Origin of the sequence: Flavobacterium sp. Sd200 (genome assembly GCF_009826935.1) — a bacterium.
Taxonomy (GTDB): domain Bacteria; phylum Bacteroidota; class Bacteroidia; order Flavobacteriales; family Flavobacteriaceae; genus Flavobacterium.
Genome location: NZ_WUMN01000003.1, coordinates 49,989 through 66,070 on the forward strand (window position 1 = coordinate 49,989; position 16,082 = coordinate 66,070).

A 16,082-nucleotide genomic window follows, 5' to 3' on the forward strand; every position below is an offset into this window, starting at 1 on the left:
TATCAGCCCCCTAACCCCCAAAGGGGGAACTCGGGTATGTTTAATTATTATACTTTTCGTCTCCAGTCTCCTCCCCTTTGGGGAGGTCGGGAGGGGCTTATATCACTGCCTGTTTCGCCACCAAATGCCTTACTTTTTCAAAAGGCTCATTTACAAAATGGTCGCGATTTTTAATTTTTTCAGGAAAACGAACATGATATTCAAACTCGTCCCTAAAGTGGCGAATGGCTGCTGCCACAGGCCATGCTGCTGCATCTCCCAGTGGGCAAATGGTGTTACCTTCTATTTTGCGCTGTATGTCCCACAGCAAATCTATATCTTCTTCGCGGCCGTGGCCGTTCTCTATGCGGTGCAATACTTTTTCCATCCAGCCTGTGCCTTCACGGCATGGCGAACATTGTCCGCAGCTTTCGTGATGGTAAAAACGGCTAAAGTTCCAGGTATTGCGCACCACGCAGGTTGTATCATTATATACTATAAAGCCTCCCGAACCTAATGAAGATCCTGTTGCAAATCCACCATCGGCAAGCGATTCGTAGGTCATTAAGCGGTCTTCTCCGGCTGCGGTTTTAAAAATAAGATGTGATGGCAATATTGGTACTGAAGATCCTCCGGGAATCAAACCTTTTAAAGGTCTGTCGTCCATCATACCGCCAAGGTATTCATCAGAGTTCATAAACTCATCCACGCTTAGCCCCATATCTATTTCATAAACACCCGGGTTTTTACAGTGGCCGGATGCAGAGAATAATTTTGTGCCCGTAGAGCGCCCTATACCAATTTTAGCATACTCTGCACCGGTATTGTTTACAATCCATGGCACTGCCGAAATAGATTCTACATTGTTTACCACGGTTGGGTTAGCCCACAAACCACTAACAGCAGGGAATGGAGGTTTTATCCTTGGATTGCCCCTTTTTCCTTCTAACGATTCAATAAGTGCGGTTTCTTCGCCACAAATATAGGCTCCGGCACCACAGTGCACGTGCAGGTCAAGATCCCAGCCTGTACCTAATATATTTTTGCCCAGCCATCCGGCGGCATAGGCTTCTTTAATTGCTTTTTCCAATATGCGGAAAACCCACATGTATTCGCCACGAATGTAAATATAACTCAGGTTACACCCCAATGCGTAGCTCGAAGTAATCATTCCTTCTATCAAAAGGTGCGGAATGTACTCCATTAAAAAACGGTCTTTAAACGTTCCAGGTTCTGATTCGTCGGCATTGCAAACCAAGTGCCTTGGCTTGCCCGATTTTTTATCGATAAAGCTCCACTTCATTCCGGTAGGGAAACCCGCACCCCCACGACCACGAAGACCGCTGGTTTTTACTTCTTCCACCACCTCGTCCGGTGTCATGCCTTTAAGGGCCTTTTCTACAGAGCGGTATCCACCTTGCTGGCGATACACTTCATAGGTTTTTATACCCGGTACGTTTATATGCTCTAATAATATCTTTGTAGCCATCGTTATTGAGTAATGGTCAGTTTATGTAAATCTACTTTACCCGCGCGGCAGTCTTCTATTAGTTCGTCCATTTTTTGCGGAGTAAGGTTCTCTCTGTAAAAATCGCCCAACTGAAGCATAGGTGCATAGCCACAGGCACCAAGGCACTCTACACCAACTACGGTAAACATGCCGTCTGCTGTTGTTTCGCCTTCTTTAACGCCAAGCTTGTTGCAGGTATAGTCCATCAGGTTCTCGGCACCACGTGCAGCACAGCAGGATGTCCTGCAAAACTCAAACATAAATTTACCTATGGGCTTTTGATTGTACATGGTGTAAAATGTTACTACCTCATACACCTCTACCGGTTTTATGCCTAATATTTCGGCAACTTTATCCTGCAATGGTATGCTCAGCCAATTGTCATGCGCATCCTGCACGTCATGCAGTACAGGCAGCAATGCTGATTTCCTTTTGTCGGCAGGGTAGTGGCTCAACAGTTCGTCTATCCTGGCCTGCAAGGCTGGTGTTATGTTTATTTCCTGATGTATGTGACTAATCTCCATCCTTCTGTTTCTATTTTATTCTAAATTTTGAATTTTAAATGGCATTGCCAATTTCAATTCGTAATTTAAAATTCGTAATTCAAAATTTAAAACAACTCTATGCGTCTAATTCTCCTGCAATTACATTAAGGCTCGACAGTGTTGCAATAGCATCCGACAGCATTTGGCCCCTAACCATATCGTTAAACGCCTGGTAATATATAAAGCATGGCCTGCGGAAGTGAAGCCTGTATGGTGTACGGCTTCCATCGGTTATAAGGTAAAAGCCAAGCTCTCCGTTACCGCCCTCTACGGCATGATATACTTCTGTTTTTGGAACCGGAACTTCACCCATCACTATCTTAAAGTGATAAATAAGCGCTTCCATATTGTTGTACACTTCCTCTTTTGGAGGCAGGTAATAATCCGGCACATTTGCGTGGTAAGGTCCTTCAGGCAATTTAGCCAGTGCCTGTTTAATAATGCTAAGACTTTCCCATACTTCGGCGTTTCGAACGCAAAACCTGTCATACGTGTCGCCCGATTGGCCTACAGGAACATTAAAATCAAAATCTTCATAAGAGCTGTAAGGCTGCATAATGCGCACATCATAATCAATGCCCGCTGCACGCAGGTTAGGGCCTGTAAAACCATAGCTCATAGCTTTTTCGGCAGATATTGGCCCCACATTAATAGTACGGTCCATAAAAATACGGTTGCGCACTAATAAGTTTTCAAACTCCGACCATATAGCCGGGAACTCTTCAAGGAAATCGTTTATTTTTTTAAAGGCGGCAGGACTCCAGTCCCTCTCAAAACCACCTATGCGACCCATATTTGTAGTAAGGCGGGCACCGCATATCTCTTCGTATATTTCGTATATTTTTTCGCGGTACTGAAAAACATATAAAAAGCCTGTAAGGGCACCTGTATCTACTCCTAAAACCGAGTTGCATATAATATGGTCGGCAATACGGGCAAGTTCCATAACAATAACCCTTAAATACTGCACACGCTTAGGCACTTCTATGTCCAGTGCCTTTTCTAACGTCATCCACCAGCCCATGTTGTTAATGGGAGATGAGCAGTAGTTCATCCTGTCAGTTAGTGGTGTTATTTGATAAAACGGCCTGTTCTCGGCAATTTTTTCAAAAGCGCGGTGTATGTAGCCTACAGTTCCTTCGCCATCCAGTATTCTTTCGCCATCCATTAAAAGAATGTTTTGGAAGATGCCGTGTGTAGCGGGGTGGGTAGGGCCAAGGTTTAATATAGAGAGTTCGCTGCCGTCTTCATTCTTTCTTTGCTCGATCATCTTGGCATAGCGATGCTCCGGTGGTAATAACAGGTCTGACATTATATAATAATTTATTCCCGGTTAATTGTTATTCACGTTATCAGTTTTACGGCCAAAGAAACGGTCGTCCTTGTCTGTACGCCCACCGTCTTCCAGTGGGAATTCCTTGCGCAGAGGGAACGATACCATCTCATCCATGTTAAGGATCCTTTTTAACTGAGGATGTCCTTTAAATATGATGCCGTAAAAATCGTATGTTTCGCGTTCCTGCCAGTTGGCTCCAAGATAAAGGTCGGTTACCGAGTCAATTTCGGGTGCCTCTCCGTTAAGGAAGCTTTTAAAGCGAATGCGAACGTTGTCGTACCAGTTGTGCATGTGGTAGGTAACGGCAAACTGCCTGTTAACCTCGTTATCCGGATAATGGATGCCGCACACATCGGTCAAAAAATTAAAGCGAAGCAGTGCATCTTCTTTTAAGTACTGCATTACATCGTGCATTGCGCCCGCCTCAACCTCAAACGACAGTATATCTTTGATAATGACAAATCCGGTTACTTTATCGCCAAATTTATCAGTAAGCTTTTCTTCTATTACAGATGTTTCTAAAGCCATTATTTATGTAATGTTATAAGAAGCCAATAGTTCTTTATACTCAGGAGAACTTCTTCTCCTTACCGATTCGTTCCTTACAATATCCTGAAGTGTCATGATACCGTCCAGAATTTGTTCCGGTCTTGGTGGGCAGCCTGGCACGTAAACATCTACCGGAATTACTTTATCAATACCCTGAAGCACAGAATAGGTGTCGAACACCCCACCGGATGATGCACAGGCACCAACGGCAATAACCCAGCGAGGCTCTGCCATTTGCTCGTAAACCTGACGTAAAATAGGAGCCATTTTTTTGGCAATGGTGCCCATTACCAAAAGCATGTCGGCCTGACGCGGCGAAAAACTCATACGTTCAGACCCAAAACGTGCCACATCATAATGTGCTGCCATGGTAGCCATGAACTCTATGCCGCAGCATGAAGTTGCAAACGGCAAAGGCCAAAGCGAGTTTGCCCTTGCCATACCCACAACCGTATCGAGTTGGGTGGCAAAAAAGCCATTGCCTTCTACTCCCGGAGGGGCATCTACTATTTTAATATCTTTTGAATTGCTCATTGTAATTTAGTTTTTGATCATCAGCAGATAGGCTGCAAAAAGCATGCCTCATGATGCCTGGTTTATTCCCACTCAAGGCCTTTTTTCTTCATTACATAAAAGAAGCCCACAACAAGAAGGAACATAAAGATGCCCATTTTTAGAAGCCCTTCTACGCCCATAGAACGGAAGTTAACCGCCCATGGGTACATAAATATTACTTCTACGTCGAAAAGAACGAAAAGTATGGCTACCAAAAAATATTTTACAGAGAAAGGGATGCGTGCGTTACCAACAGATTCGATACCGCACTCAAAGTTTTTGTCTTTGTTTTTAGAGTTTCTTTTAGGGCCAAGTAGTCCTGAAACAAATATTGTTCCTGCCACAAAGCCAATGGCAAGCAGCGTTTGCATTAATATAGGGAAATAATCAGCCTGACTGGTGTTCATGACCTGAAGGTTTATTGTGTAATTATTCACAAATATACAGGTCGTCCCGAAAAAAAATCAAGGTTTTATTGAGAGATTGCAAATAAAACCGCAATTTTTATTGGTTCTAAATAAAAATCAAATCCTCAAAGCAATCGATTTCTGTAAAGTTGGCAGAAGTGTTTTTTGAATACTGCGTTTTTGCTAAAAAACACGGTCGATTGATGCGATTAGTGATGATTTTTATTAAAAAAGCCACCTGTTAAACAGATGGCTTTGTGATTGTAAAGAGGTTTTAAAGTAATATGGTTGTATATTAGCTTATAGCTGCTACCTGCGCAGCAACTTTACCTTTTTTGCCGTCTTCTTCAACGTAGCTCACTTTGTCGCCCTCACGTAGGTTTTCACCGTTTAATCCTGTGGCATGTACAAAAATGTCACGTCCTGTTTCATCGTCAGTTATGAATCCGTAACCTTTAGATTCAATAAAAAATTTAACTTTGCCTGTTCGCATTCTGGTAATAAAAAAAATTAATAATACATCAAAGGTAGAATTATTTCTGAAACCGCAAAACGAAATGTTAAAAAAAATGAAAAATAATTATTTTAAAACTGAATTTTTTATTATGTTGTAAAAAATATTACAGTTTGAGTGACTTTTTTTACAAAGATTTGCGGTTTTTTATGCCGGAAAATATTTCTAAATGAAGCAATGTGCTTACAGTCCAAATTGCCATGCTACAGTTAAATTTACAGAGTTGGTTCTAACGCTGCCGCCGTTTATTGTAGGTACATCGCCAATGTTGCTGAGCCCAAGATTGTTTCTTAACTCTATATTGATGTCGTTGGTGCTATTAACAGGTATACGTGTACCGATACCTAAATTTATACCAAAATTGAGGTCTTTATACAGCGAGCCTGATCTATCGCTTACTATAGTCCTATCTATTCTTAATGTTTCTCCCAAAAGGATTCCTGCAAATACACCACCATTTACATAATACAGTCTGTTCTTGCCTATATAATATTTTATATTTAAGGGAAGGTTTAAATAGTGTAATGTAAATCTTGTGTCCAGAATTCCCTCTCTGAATGATGGATCATTAGGATCTGGTAGCCACTCGTTTGAAGAAAAGAGTGAAATTGTATTTGTAAAACTTAACGCTTCATAATTGAGGTTTCCCAAAATTGAAAACTTTTCATTTATTGGGGCTTCAATAGATATACCTGCGGTAAAATCTATAGCATAATCATTTGATTTTGCCTTTTCATTGCCCCGAATCCCGGCATAGGTCACTCCGGCCTGTACGCCAAATTTTATATTGTTTGGTGTTTTTGTTTCCTGTGATGTTGCGATTATAGGTAATAGTGTAGATAGAAAAACTATTAAATTTTTTTTCATTTGATAAGATAGGTTATACACTTAAAAAAAAAAGTGCTCTATCCTGCTACGGGCTTTTATAAAGCTTACGGAGCGGATAGAACACTGTGAAAAATAGGTTTATTTTTTTATTTCAGCCTGATGTGCAACTCGTCAAGTTGTTTGTTGTCTATGGTGCTTGGCGCATCGATCATTACATCTCGGCCGCTGTTGTTTTTAGGGAACGCAATAAAATCGCGAATAGTTTCCTGGCCGCCAAGTATTGCTACAAGCCTGTCGAAACCAAAGGCAAGCCCACCGTGTGGTGGTGCGCCATATTGAAATGCATCCATAAGGAAACCAAACTGTGCTTTGGCCTCTTCTTCTGTAAAACCAAGATATTTAAACATTAGCGATTGTGTTGCTTTGTCGTGTATACGTATAGAACCACCGCCAATTTCGTTTCCGTTCAATACAAGGTCATAGGCATTGGCACGCACTGCACCCGGATTGGTTTCAAGCAATGCGATATCTTCCGGCTTTGGCGACGTGAAAGGATGGTGCATGGCATGGAAACGCTCGCTTTCTTCATCCCATTCCAATAGAGGGAAGTCTACTACCCATAGCGGAGCAAAAACTTCTGGGTTTCTTAAGCCCAGGCGTGTTGCAAGCTCCATGCGCAGGGCACTAAGGCGTGCGCGGGTTTTATTGGCATCTCCGCTCAATACTAATATAAGGTCGCCCGGTTTGGCTCCTGTAATTTCTGCCCATTGTAAAAGGTCTGCCTGGTCATAAAATTTATCTACCGATGATTTTAGTGTTCCGTCTGCCTCATATTTAGCATATACCATTCCGCTGGCACCTACCTGTGGGCGTTTTACCCATTCAATAAGTCCGTCTATTTCTTTGCGGGTATAGCTTGCAGCTCCCGGAACGGCAATACCTACAACAAGCTCTGAACTGTTGAACACGGCAAAATCTTTATGCTGTGCAACGGCGTTAAGTTCTCCAAACTCCATCCCGAAACGAATATCCGGTTTGTCGTTGCCATATTTTCTCATGGCCTCATCATAAGTCATCCTAGGGAAAGCGCCTGTCTCAATGCCCTTAACTTCTTTAAGCAGGTGGCTTGCCAGTCCTTCAAAGGTTTGTATAATATCTTCCTGCTCCACAAAGCTCATTTCGCAGTCAATTTGTGTAAACTCCGGCTGGCGGTCGGCACGAAGGTCTTCATCTCTAAAACATTTTACGATCTGGAAATATTTATCCATACCGCCCACCATAAGCAACTGTTTAAAAGTTTGCGGCGATTGCGGCAGGGCATAAAACTGCCCTTCGTTCATGCGGCTTGGCACTACAAAGTCGCGTGCACCTTCCGGTGTCGATTTAATAAGTACAGGAGTTTCAACTTCTATAAAGCCCTGTTTAGATAAATAGTTGCGCACCTCCATTGCTACACGGTGTCTAAACAGCAGGCTGTTTTTAACCGGGTTACGGCGAATGTCGAGGTAACGGTATTTCATACGGATGTCTTCACCTCCATCTGTTTCGTCTTCAATAGTAAAAGGAGGCACCTGTGCGGCATTAAGAATGGTTAATTCTTTAACCAGTATTTCTATTTCTCCGGTTGCCATGTTGGCGTTTTTGCTTTCGCGCTCTATAACCGTTCCTTTTACCTGTACAACAAACTCACGCCCAAGCGTGGCAGCAAGTTCAAAAACGGCCTTGTCGGTGCGGCTTTCGTCAAATATCAATTGGGTTATGCCATATCGGTCTCTAAGGTCGGCCCATATAAGGAATCCTTTGTTACGGGTTTTTTGTACCCATCCGGCTAATGTTACTTCCTGGTTGATATGAGAGGCATTAAGCTGCCCACAATTATGGCTTCTGTACATTATGTTTAAAATTTTGCTGCAAATTTAATTATATTATGTTCTTATGTATAGTACAATCATCATTTTTTGTATGCATAACATGTGCAGTCAATAATGTTAAAACAATTAACTTACGTATAAATATTTATTGATAGCGGTGTATATATTAAAACGTGTTCTTATTTTTACAGAACAATTTAATAACACGTTAATGAAAAAGATATTTTTAGGATTGCTTTTTGCTGCCACAGGTGTTTTTGCACAGGCAGATGCAGTAAAATTTAAAGCTGCCATACAAAACCGCAACAGCGATTCGCTGGTTATACGTTCGCGCACTTTTACAAAAACATTAAAGGCCGATGCCAAAGGTAATTTTGCAGATAGCTTTAGTGTGGTAACAGGGGTGTATCAGCTTTTTGATGGGTCTGAATATGCTACGCTTTACCTTAAAAATGGTTTTGACCTTGACATGACCATGGATGCCAAACAATTTGATGAGACCATTAAATTTAAAGGTGCGGGCGAGAAGGAGAACAATTATTTAGCACAGCGCACGTTGGGCGAAGAGGCTTTTGGTACAAACCTTAATAAATATTTGGAGGAAGGCAATACAGATGCACTTAACAAGCTTATCGACGAGCGTGTAAAATCTGCTGAGTCTGTAGCAAATGATGCTGCTTATGATGAGCCGTTCAGGAATTTGCTTAAAGCACAGGCATCGGGAGAAAAACAACAACTTACCGCTATGGTACAGCAGGCTCTTGCTGCAAAAAAACTTGTGGGCAAACCGTCGCCATCTTTTGCTTATGAAAATGCGAAAGGCGGAGCTACTAAGCTTGAAGAGTTTAAAGGCAAGTATGTGTATATTGATGTTTGGGCAACATGGTGTGGGCCTTGCCGTCAGGAAATTCCGCACCTTAAAAAAGTGGAAGAAAAATATCATGGAAAGAACATAGTGTTTACGAGTATATCTGTAGATACTGCAAAAGATCATGATAAATGGAAAAAAATGGTTGAAAGCCAAAGTTTAGGCGGTGTTCAGCTTTTTGCGGATAAAGACTGGAAATCTGATTTTATACAGGCTTATGGTATTAATTCTATTCCACGCTTTATATTGATCGATCCTAAAGGCAATGTGGTTGATGCCGATGCAAAACGTCCGTCTGATCCGGAACTACAGGCGCAACTTGACAAACTGCTTAAGTAATAAAACACTTAAAGTGTTGTAGCTCTGCTTTTTGCAGGGCTTTTTTATTGTTCCAATGTTAAGTTTTTCTCAATGTTACCAAATTGTTACCAAAATGTGTTTTTTGTGTAAATTAATTATTTACATTTGTATAGAGAACATGTATAACGTTAAACAGTAAAGAGATATGAAAAAGATTTTTGTAGCCGGACTTATGCTAACTGCAGGTGTATTATCTGCCCAAAATATAAAACCTAAACACGAAATAACAGATCAATTAGTAAAGAGTACCTATTATTATGATAATGGTGCTGTAAAACAAAGTGGTTTTTATAAAGATGGTAAGCTCCATGGTGCTTGGGTTTCATATAATGAAGACGGCACTAAACAAAGTATGGGCGAATATGAGAACGGACAAAAAACCGGTAAATGGTTTTTCTGGACGGGCTCTGTATTAAACGAGGTAGATTACAGTAACAGCAGGGTGGCCGATATTAAAAAATGGTCTGCCAACGCAGTTGCAGTAAACAAATAATTATTATTGGTTTCAAATTAGCCATATTTTATGGCTTACGTATCCCGGACAGCAATTGCTGTCCGGGATTTTTGTTTTATGCCTTCTTGAGAAATATTTAAATTATTTACTCAAAATAAGGTTTCCCTTATTTTTAAAAGTTTGATGCGGTGTAAGTTTGGGGTCTGTGGTGATAGTTGTTAGGAGTTTGCATATAGTAAGTAACAATAAAACAGCAATATAATGGACTTTAAAAATCAAATTAAGGCACTTGGCGATAGGGTTGAAAAACTCAAGGCTCAGGTAAATACAGAGGAGGCTACTAAAAATGCTTTTATAATGCCATTTATTAAAGAACTTGGATATGATGTTTTTAACCCTTTTGAAGTTACACCGGAGCTTGTTGCCGACATTGGGATAAAGCAGGGAGAAAAAATTGATTATGCCATTATGCAAAATGGAGAACCTATCATATTGATAGAATGTAAACATCATGCTGCACCGCTTAACGTAAACAATGCTTCCCAATTATTCAGGTATTTTCATACCACTAAAGCGAAGTTCTCTATTCTTACAAATGGTATAGAGTACAGGTTTTATACCGACCTTATTGAGCCTAACAAAATGGATGAAAAACCATTTTTTTCATTCGACATTACCGATATTAAAGATAACCAGATTGAAGAGTTAAAGAAGTTTCATAAAGCCCATTATGATTTTGAAAATATTGTAAATACGGCAAGCAACCTTAAATATACAAGTGAGCTTAAAAAACTGATACATTCGGAATTTACCAACCCCGGAGTAGATTTTGTAAAACATTTTGCCAAACAGGTTTATCCAAGCGTTATTACAGCAAAAGTTTTAGAGCAATTTACCAGCCTTACTAAAAATTCACTGCAACAGTATGTAAGCGATATTATTACTGAGCGATTAAAATTGGCACTGACTAAAGAGAATGCTGTAATACAGGAGCAGGATGCGGCTTTGATAGAGGCTACAGAGAGTTCTAATAACAGTCAGATAGTTACTACTAATGAAGAGTTGGAAGGCTTTATGATAATAAAGACGATATTGAGGCAAAAAATACCGATAGGCAGGATTGCTTATCGAGATGCCCAGTCTTATTTTGCCATACTGCTTGATGATAATAACCGTAAAACCATTTGCAGGCTGTACTTTAACGGCGCTAAAAAATATTTTGTTACACTCGATGAGCAACGTAAAGAAGTGCGAAACGAAATAGCATCTCTCGACGACCTCTTTAATTTTTCAGATGTATTATTTAAAGTTATTGACAGCTACGAAAAAGCAAAAGAAACAGCCTGAAGATTACCAACACCACACAATAGAACGCGAATTAAAAACCCCGTTTAGCAATGCTAAATGGGGTTTGTTATGTTTGATTGAATACTTTATATTAAAGCTCCAATGCTTTTTTAGGATTGTTATCCATAAGTAGTTCAGCCGGATTTTCAAGGGCTTCTTTAACCGCTACAAGGAAACCAACCGACTCACGGCCATCGATTATCCTGTGGTCATAAGAAAGTGCCACATACATCATTGGGTGTATCTCTACCTTGCCTTTAACAGCAATTGGGCGCTCAATAATGTTGTGCATACCAAGGATACCAGACTGCGGAGGGTTGATAATTGGTGTAGAAAGCATACTTCCAAATACACCTCCGTTAGTAATGGTAAATGTACCACCGGTCATATCATCTACAGTAATCTGTCCGTCGCGGGCACGTAGAGCAAGACGTTTTATTTCTGCCTCAATACCACGGAAAGAAAGGGTTTCGGCATTCCTTACAACAGGTACCATTAATCCTTTAGGACCAGATACTGCAATAGAAATATCAGCAAAATCGTAGCTTGTTTTAAAATCGCCATCGATCATTGAGTTAACATCCGGGAACAATTGTAAAGCCCTTACAACTGCTTTTGTAAAAAATGACATGTAGCCTAAACCTAAACCATTGTGTTTTGCTTTAAAGGCATCTTTATATTCGTTACGGATGTTGTTTATTGGGGTCATGTTTACTTCGTTGAATGTAGTAAGCATGGCTGTTTCGTTTTTAGCAGCAACCAAACGCTCTGCCACTTTGCGGCGAAGCATAGAAAGTTTAGTGCGCTCGCTGCCACGGTTGCCGCCTGTTGGCGTGCCCATAGAAGCTTTAGCATTTACAGCGTCGTCTTTAGTAATGCGTCCGCCTTTGCCTGTGCCGCTAACGGTTGCAGGGTCAATGCTTTTTTCGTCAAGTATTTTTTTAGCTGCCGGCGATGGTGTACCGCTTGCATAGCTTTTTTCAGCCGGGGCTTCTTTTGGAGCTTCAGCTTTTGGAGCCTCTTTTTTCTCTTCAGCCTTAGGGGCTTCTTCTTTTTTCTCTTCTTTTGCAGGTGCAGCACCATCCGGTTTTGCGCCGTCAGTATCAATAAGACAAACAACCTGTCCTACTTTTACAGCATCGCCTTCTTCTGCCTTTAATGTAATAATACCCGCTACTTCGGCAGGAAGCTCAAGGGTTGCTTTGTCCGAGTCTACTTCGGCAATAGCCTGGTCTTTCTCTACATAATCTCCGTCCTTAACCAGCCATGTTGCTATTTCCACTTCTGTAATAGATTCCCCCGGTGAAGGAACTTTCATTTCTAAAATCATATCAGTATAATTTTATTGGTGTTGCTATATTATTGAAAATCAAAAATACAATTAATTAAATAAATCTTTATCAAAAACCATTGCAATAGCAGCGGCATGGCGTTTTTTAGAACGGGTATAGCTACCTGCTGCCGGTGCGCTGTATGCTTTAAGCGATGCCACACGAAGCTTCACCTCTGTAAAGTTCATAAGCATGTAGCTGTAAGCACCCATGTTGCGCGGCTCTTCCTGTGCCCATACATAATCGTCGGCATTAGGATATTTGGCTATTATTTCTTTAAGTTGTTCTACGGGTAGCGGGAACAATTGCTCTATTCTTACAAAAGCAACATCATCGCGATTAAGGTTTTCCCTTTCTGCAACAAGGTCGTAGTAGAATTTACCGGTAACAAATACCAAAGTTTTTACTTTGGCGGCATCTGCTGCAGGATCGTCCAGCACTTCTTGGAATGTTCCGTTTGCAAATTCGTCTGCGCTGCTCACAACAAGAGGGTGGCGAAGCAAACTCTTAGGTGTAAACACCACAAGCGGCTTGCGGAACGTGGTTTTCATTTGCCTCCTTAGCAGGTGGAAAAAGTTTGCAGGTGTTGTACAGTCGGCCACATACATATTGTGGTTGGCACAAAGCTGCAGGTAGCGCTCCATACGGGCGCTGCTGTGTTCTGCACCCTGGCCTTCATAGCCGTGTGGCAACAACATTACAAGACCATTCTGGTTGTTCCATTTGTCTTCGGCAGCACTAATGTACTGGTCGATCATTATCTGGGCACCGTTAGAGAAATCTCCAAACTGGGCTTCCCATATAGTAAGCGCGTTAGGGTTTGCAAGGGCATAGCCATAATCAAAACCTACAACGGCATATTCTGAAAGCAATGAGTTAAAGATGTTGAATTTACCTTTGGCATCTTTAAGGTTGTTAAGTGCTATATACTCTTCTTCGCTGTCTTCTACCTTAACAACGGCATGGCGGTGAGAGAAGGTTCCCCTCTCTACATCCTGGCCTGATATACGAACATCATAGCCTTCTGTAAGTAACGATCCGTAAGCAAGAAGCTCAGCCATCGCCCAGTCAAGCTTATCGGTTTCAAAATACATGTTCTTCCTGTCGTTTACCAGTTTTTGTATTTTGCTGATGAACTTTTTATCAGAAGGAAGTTCTGTAACCACTTTGGCAATATCGGTAAGTATCTCTTTAGAGAAAGCAGTGTTTACTTTTTGCAGCATAGTGTCGGCATCTGCCTGAGCAAAACCGTCCCACTCATTTTGCATGAAAGGAGTAATAACCGTAAGGTCTTTTTTGCGCGAAGCCTCAAGGTTTTCTTCAAGCTTGGCTTTATATTCTTTTTCAAGGCCGCTCACATAACTGCCGTCTATAACGCCTGCTGCTAATAGTTTTTCAGCATACAGGTCGCGTGGATTTTTTTGTTTGGCAATAAGCTTGTAAAGTTTTGGCTGGGTGAAACGTGGCTCATCACCTTCGTTATGCCCATATTTACGGTAACCTAAAAGGTCTATAAATACGTCTGTGCCAAACTCCATGCGGTAGTCTAAGGCAAAAAGGGCAGCATGTACTACAGCCTCGGCATCATCGGCATTTACGTGCAATACAGGCGAAAGGGTAACCTTAGCTACATCGGTACAATAAGTAGACGAACGGGCATCAAGGTAGTTGGTTGTAAAACCTACCTGGTTGTTTACCACTACGTGAATGGTACCGCCTGTTTTATAGCCGTCAAGCTTAGACATCTGTACAATTTCATACACTATACCCTGACCTGCAACAGCAGCATCGCCATGCAGTGCAATAGGTAGTACTTTGCTAAAATCGTCCGGAAAATATTTGTCCTGTTTAGCCCTGGCTATACCTTCTATAACCGCACCCACGGTTTCAAGGTGGCTTGGGTTTGGTGCAAGGTTAATGTTTATTTTTTTACCTTCTTTGCTCACCTTCTCAGAGGTAAGGCCAAGGTGGTATTTTACGTCGCCATCAAAAAGAGCATCGTCATCATAATCTTTACCGTCAAACTCGCTGAATATATCGGCGGTGTTTTTGCCAAACACATTAGCCAATACACTAAGGCGGCCCCTGTGCGGCATACCCATTACAAATTGCTCCACGCCTTTATTGGCAGCAGCTTCAATTATGGCATCAAGCGCAGGGATAAGCGATTCGCCTCCTTCAAGAGAGAAACGTTTTTGACCTACATATTTAGTATGAAGGAAATTTTCGAAAGAAACGGCTTCGTTAAGCTTGAAAAGGATGTCCTTTTTTTGCTCTGCCGAAAAATCAGGCTGGTTGTTGTTTACCGATAGCCTGTTTTGTATCCACTGCCTTGTTTTAGGGTCGCGAATGTACATATATTCAATACCTATATGCCCACAGTACACTTTTTCAAGATGCTCAACAATTTGTTTTAGCGTAGACGATGGCAGTCCAACTTCTTTAGCCGCATCAAATACGGTGTCAAGGTCAGCATTGCTAAGACCATAGTTTTCAATGTCTAGTGTAGGGCTGTAGGTTCTGCGGTCGCGCACAGGGTTTGTTTTTGTAAACAGGTGGCCTCTTGTGCGGTAGCCTTCAATAAGGTTTAATACCTTAAATTCTTTTTGGAGTTTTTCCGGTATACCGGTGTAGTCAGAAACCGGAGCCTGCGGTGCAGCAGCAGCGGTTTGCTGTTGTGGTGCAGCGGCTACAACTTCTGTAGCGCCTGATCCGTAATCGGAAGCTGCAAAATCAAATCCCTGAAAGAAGCTTCTCCAGCTTGGTTCTACACTGTCGGGATTTTCAATATATTGATCGTATAAATCTGCAAAAAAGGCAGTGTGTGCTGCATTTAAAAAGGAAAACCTGTCCATACTTTATGTCTTTGTGAACTTGTTTTAATAAATTTTATGCAAAAGTACACTAATTATAATAATCTCTCAACGTTTTTTATATATTTATGCTCAATAAATATACACCACTCCAGTAATGCAGCTACGCTTTTTCAATTTATTAACAAGAATGTCGCTATTATTCGCAATCTGTTTACAGTTTGTGAACGCTAATGCGCAGGACAGCGTTAATTTTTGGGATAAGGTGCGATTTGGAGGTGGTATAGGTGCGGCGTTTGGCAGTGGCTACACCGATGTAGCTATAGCACCCGGAGCTATATATCAATTTAATAATTATGTGGCTTTAGGGCTTGGTGTTCAGGGAAGTTATGTGCGCCAGCGCGATTATTATGAGTCTTTTATGTATGGAGGGTCGGCCATTGTGTTATTAAACCCCATACCGCAGGTACAGCTTTCTGCCGAGTTGGAGCAGTTGCGTGTAAACCTGAATGTAGATGAACGCTTCGAAGATCGTTATCCTTACCTTAATTTTCGCGACCGTGATTTTTGGAACACCGCCCTGTTTGTAGGTGCGGGTTACCAAATGCAAAACGTTACTATTGGCCTTCGCTATAATGTGCTCTACAATAAAAAAGATATGGTGTATAGCGATGCGTTGATGCCATTTATAAGGGTGTATTTTTAGGTTGATTTGTTAATGTGGTAATTTGGTTATTTGAAAGAACGGAATGCGGATGACACGGATTTGTCAGATTTACACTTCTTTCAAGACTGAGTGGTCTTTGCGAAGCACG

15 protein-coding genes are annotated in these 16,082 nt (G+C 41.4%); 4 read left to right on the top strand and 11 right to left on the bottom strand.

The genetic code is table 11. The features are described 5' to 3' along the window. Positions 1 to 97: 97 nt before the first annotated feature. From nuoF to aspS, 9 genes are all read right to left on the bottom strand, one after another. Positions 98 to 1,468 (bottom strand): NADH-quinone oxidoreductase subunit NuoF, encoded by a 1,371-nt coding sequence (gene nuoF, locus GR160_RS09540; protein WP_160749653.1) that lies wholly within the window; start codon positions 1,466 to 1,468, stop codon positions 98 to 100. Positions 1,469 to 1,470: 2 nt separating this feature from the next. Continuing rightward, complete coding sequence (gene nuoE, locus GR160_RS09545; RefSeq protein ID WP_160749654.1) at positions 1,471 to 2,013, bottom strand: NAD(P)H-dependent oxidoreductase subunit E; 543 nt, start codon at positions 2,011 to 2,013, stop codon at positions 1,471 to 1,473. Between the two features lie 97 nt (positions 2,014 to 2,110). Continuing rightward, the gene (locus tag GR160_RS09550; protein ID WP_160749655.1) at positions 2,111 to 3,346 is read right to left on the bottom strand and encodes an NADH-quinone oxidoreductase subunit D; all 1,236 of its coding nucleotides are present in this window, start codon (positions 3,344 to 3,346) and stop codon (positions 2,111 to 2,113) included. Positions 3,347 to 3,367: 21 nt separating this feature from the next. Next, the gene (locus GR160_RS09555) at positions 3,368 to 3,898 is read right to left on the bottom strand and encodes an NADH-quinone oxidoreductase subunit C (protein WP_160749656.1); all 531 of its coding nucleotides are present in this window, start codon (positions 3,896 to 3,898) and stop codon (positions 3,368 to 3,370) included. Between the two features lie 3 nt (positions 3,899 to 3,901). Then, a complete protein-coding gene (locus GR160_RS09560) occupies positions 3,902 to 4,453 on the bottom strand; it encodes an NADH-quinone oxidoreductase subunit B (RefSeq protein ID WP_160749657.1) in 552 nt (183 codons plus the stop codon). A 62-nt stretch (positions 4,454 to 4,515) separates the two neighbouring features. Next, positions 4,516 to 4,881, bottom strand: coding sequence for an NADH-quinone oxidoreductase subunit A (locus tag GR160_RS09565; RefSeq protein WP_160749658.1), 366 nt, complete (start codon positions 4,879 to 4,881; stop codon positions 4,516 to 4,518). A gap of 295 nt (positions 4,882 to 5,176) precedes the next feature. After that, complete coding sequence (locus GR160_RS09570) at positions 5,177 to 5,374, bottom strand: cold-shock protein (RefSeq protein WP_160749659.1); 198 nt, start codon at positions 5,372 to 5,374, stop codon at positions 5,177 to 5,179. Between the two features lie 204 nt (positions 5,375 to 5,578). After that, positions 5,579 to 6,262: a porin family protein gene (locus tag GR160_RS09575; RefSeq protein WP_160749660.1), complete on the bottom strand. Its 684-nt coding sequence runs from the start codon at positions 6,260 to 6,262 to the stop codon at positions 5,579 to 5,581. Between the two features lie 107 nt (positions 6,263 to 6,369). Next, positions 6,370 to 8,115 carry an aspartate--tRNA ligase gene (gene aspS / locus GR160_RS09580; RefSeq protein ID WP_160749661.1) on the bottom strand — a complete coding sequence of 582 codons (1,746 nt, stop codon included), beginning with the start codon at positions 8,113 to 8,115 and terminating at the stop codon, positions 6,370 to 6,372. A 190-nt stretch (positions 8,116 to 8,305) separates the two neighbouring features. Between aspS and GR160_RS09585 the strand changes: the two genes are divergently transcribed. The 3 genes from GR160_RS09585 (at position 8,306) to GR160_RS09595 (ending at position 11,123) form a co-directional block, all read left to right on the top strand. Beyond that, positions 8,306 to 9,301: a TlpA disulfide reductase family protein gene (locus GR160_RS09585; protein WP_160749662.1), complete on the top strand. Its 996-nt coding sequence runs from the start codon at positions 8,306 to 8,308 to the stop codon at positions 9,299 to 9,301. A gap of 166 nt (positions 9,302 to 9,467) precedes the next feature. After that, a complete protein-coding gene (locus GR160_RS09590) occupies positions 9,468 to 9,815 on the top strand; it encodes a toxin-antitoxin system YwqK family antitoxin (protein WP_160749663.1) in 348 nt (115 codons plus the stop codon). Positions 9,816 to 10,037: 222 nt separating this feature from the next. Then, positions 10,038 to 11,123 carry a type I restriction endonuclease gene (locus GR160_RS09595; RefSeq protein WP_160749664.1) on the top strand — a complete coding sequence of 362 codons (1,086 nt, stop codon included), beginning with the start codon at positions 10,038 to 10,040 and terminating at the stop codon, positions 11,121 to 11,123. 91 nt (positions 11,124 to 11,214) lie between these two features. Here the strand turns inward: GR160_RS09595 and odhB are convergent, their stop codons facing one another. Then, entirely contained in the window at positions 11,215 to 12,453 is a 1,239-nt protein-coding gene (odhB, locus tag GR160_RS09600) for a 2-oxoglutarate dehydrogenase complex dihydrolipoyllysine-residue succinyltransferase (protein ID WP_160749665.1), read from the bottom strand. Positions 12,454 to 12,504: 51 nt separating this feature from the next. Then, positions 12,505 to 15,309, bottom strand: a complete 2,805-nt coding sequence (locus tag GR160_RS09605; protein WP_160749666.1) for a 2-oxoglutarate dehydrogenase E1 component — start codon at positions 15,307 to 15,309, stop codon at positions 12,505 to 12,507. A 148-nt stretch (positions 15,310 to 15,457) separates the two neighbouring features. Between GR160_RS09605 and GR160_RS09610 the strand changes: the two genes are divergently transcribed. After that, positions 15,458 to 15,973, top strand: coding sequence for a hypothetical protein (locus tag GR160_RS09610; RefSeq protein ID WP_237421201.1), 516 nt, complete (start codon positions 15,458 to 15,460; stop codon positions 15,971 to 15,973). The last annotated feature ends 109 nt before the right edge of the window (positions 15,974 to 16,082 follow it).

What these genes read in the sequence shown, in the direction of transcription:
- odhB (WP_160749665.1), bottom strand. Translation starts at nt 12,453, where the DNA reads ATGATTTTAGAAATGAAAGTTCCTTCACCGGGGGAATCTATTACAGAA.
- nuoE (WP_160749654.1), bottom strand. Translation starts at nt 2,013, where the DNA reads ATGGAGATTAGTCACATACATCAGGAAATAAACATAACACCAGCCTTG.
- GR160_RS09610 (WP_237421201.1), top strand. Translation starts at nt 15,458, where the DNA reads ATGTCGCTATTATTCGCAATCTGTTTACAGTTTGTGAACGCTAATGCG.
- GR160_RS09605 (WP_160749666.1), bottom strand. Translation starts at nt 15,309, where the DNA reads ATGGACAGGTTTTCCTTTTTAAATGCAGCACACACTGCCTTTTTTGCA.
- GR160_RS09570 (WP_160749659.1), bottom strand. Translation starts at nt 5,374, where the DNA reads ATGCGAACAGGCAAAGTTAAATTTTTTATTGAATCTAAAGGTTACGGA.
- GR160_RS09585 (WP_160749662.1), top strand. Translation starts at nt 8,306, where the DNA reads ATGAAAAAGATATTTTTAGGATTGCTTTTTGCTGCCACAGGTGTTTTT.
- GR160_RS09590 (WP_160749663.1), top strand. Translation starts at nt 9,468, where the DNA reads ATGAAAAAGATTTTTGTAGCCGGACTTATGCTAACTGCAGGTGTATTA.
- GR160_RS09560 (WP_160749657.1), bottom strand. Translation starts at nt 4,453, where the DNA reads ATGAGCAATTCAAAAGATATTAAAATAGTAGATGCCCCTCCGGGAGTA.
- GR160_RS09555 (WP_160749656.1), bottom strand. Translation starts at nt 3,898, where the DNA reads ATGGCTTTAGAAACATCTGTAATAGAAGAAAAGCTTACTGATAAATTT.
- aspS (WP_160749661.1), bottom strand. Translation starts at nt 8,115, where the DNA reads ATGTACAGAAGCCATAATTGTGGGCAGCTTAATGCCTCTCATATCAAC.
- nuoF (WP_160749653.1), bottom strand. Translation starts at nt 1,468, where the DNA reads ATGGCTACAAAGATATTATTAGAGCATATAAACGTACCGGGTATAAAA.
- GR160_RS09550 (WP_160749655.1), bottom strand. Translation starts at nt 3,346, where the DNA reads ATGTCAGACCTGTTATTACCACCGGAGCATCGCTATGCCAAGATGATC.
- GR160_RS09575 (WP_160749660.1), bottom strand. Translation starts at nt 6,262, where the DNA reads ATGAAAAAAAATTTAATAGTTTTTCTATCTACACTATTACCTATAATC.
- GR160_RS09595 (WP_160749664.1), top strand. Translation starts at nt 10,038, where the DNA reads ATGGACTTTAAAAATCAAATTAAGGCACTTGGCGATAGGGTTGAAAAA.
- GR160_RS09565 (WP_160749658.1), bottom strand. Translation starts at nt 4,881, where the DNA reads ATGAACACCAGTCAGGCTGATTATTTCCCTATATTAATGCAAACGCTG.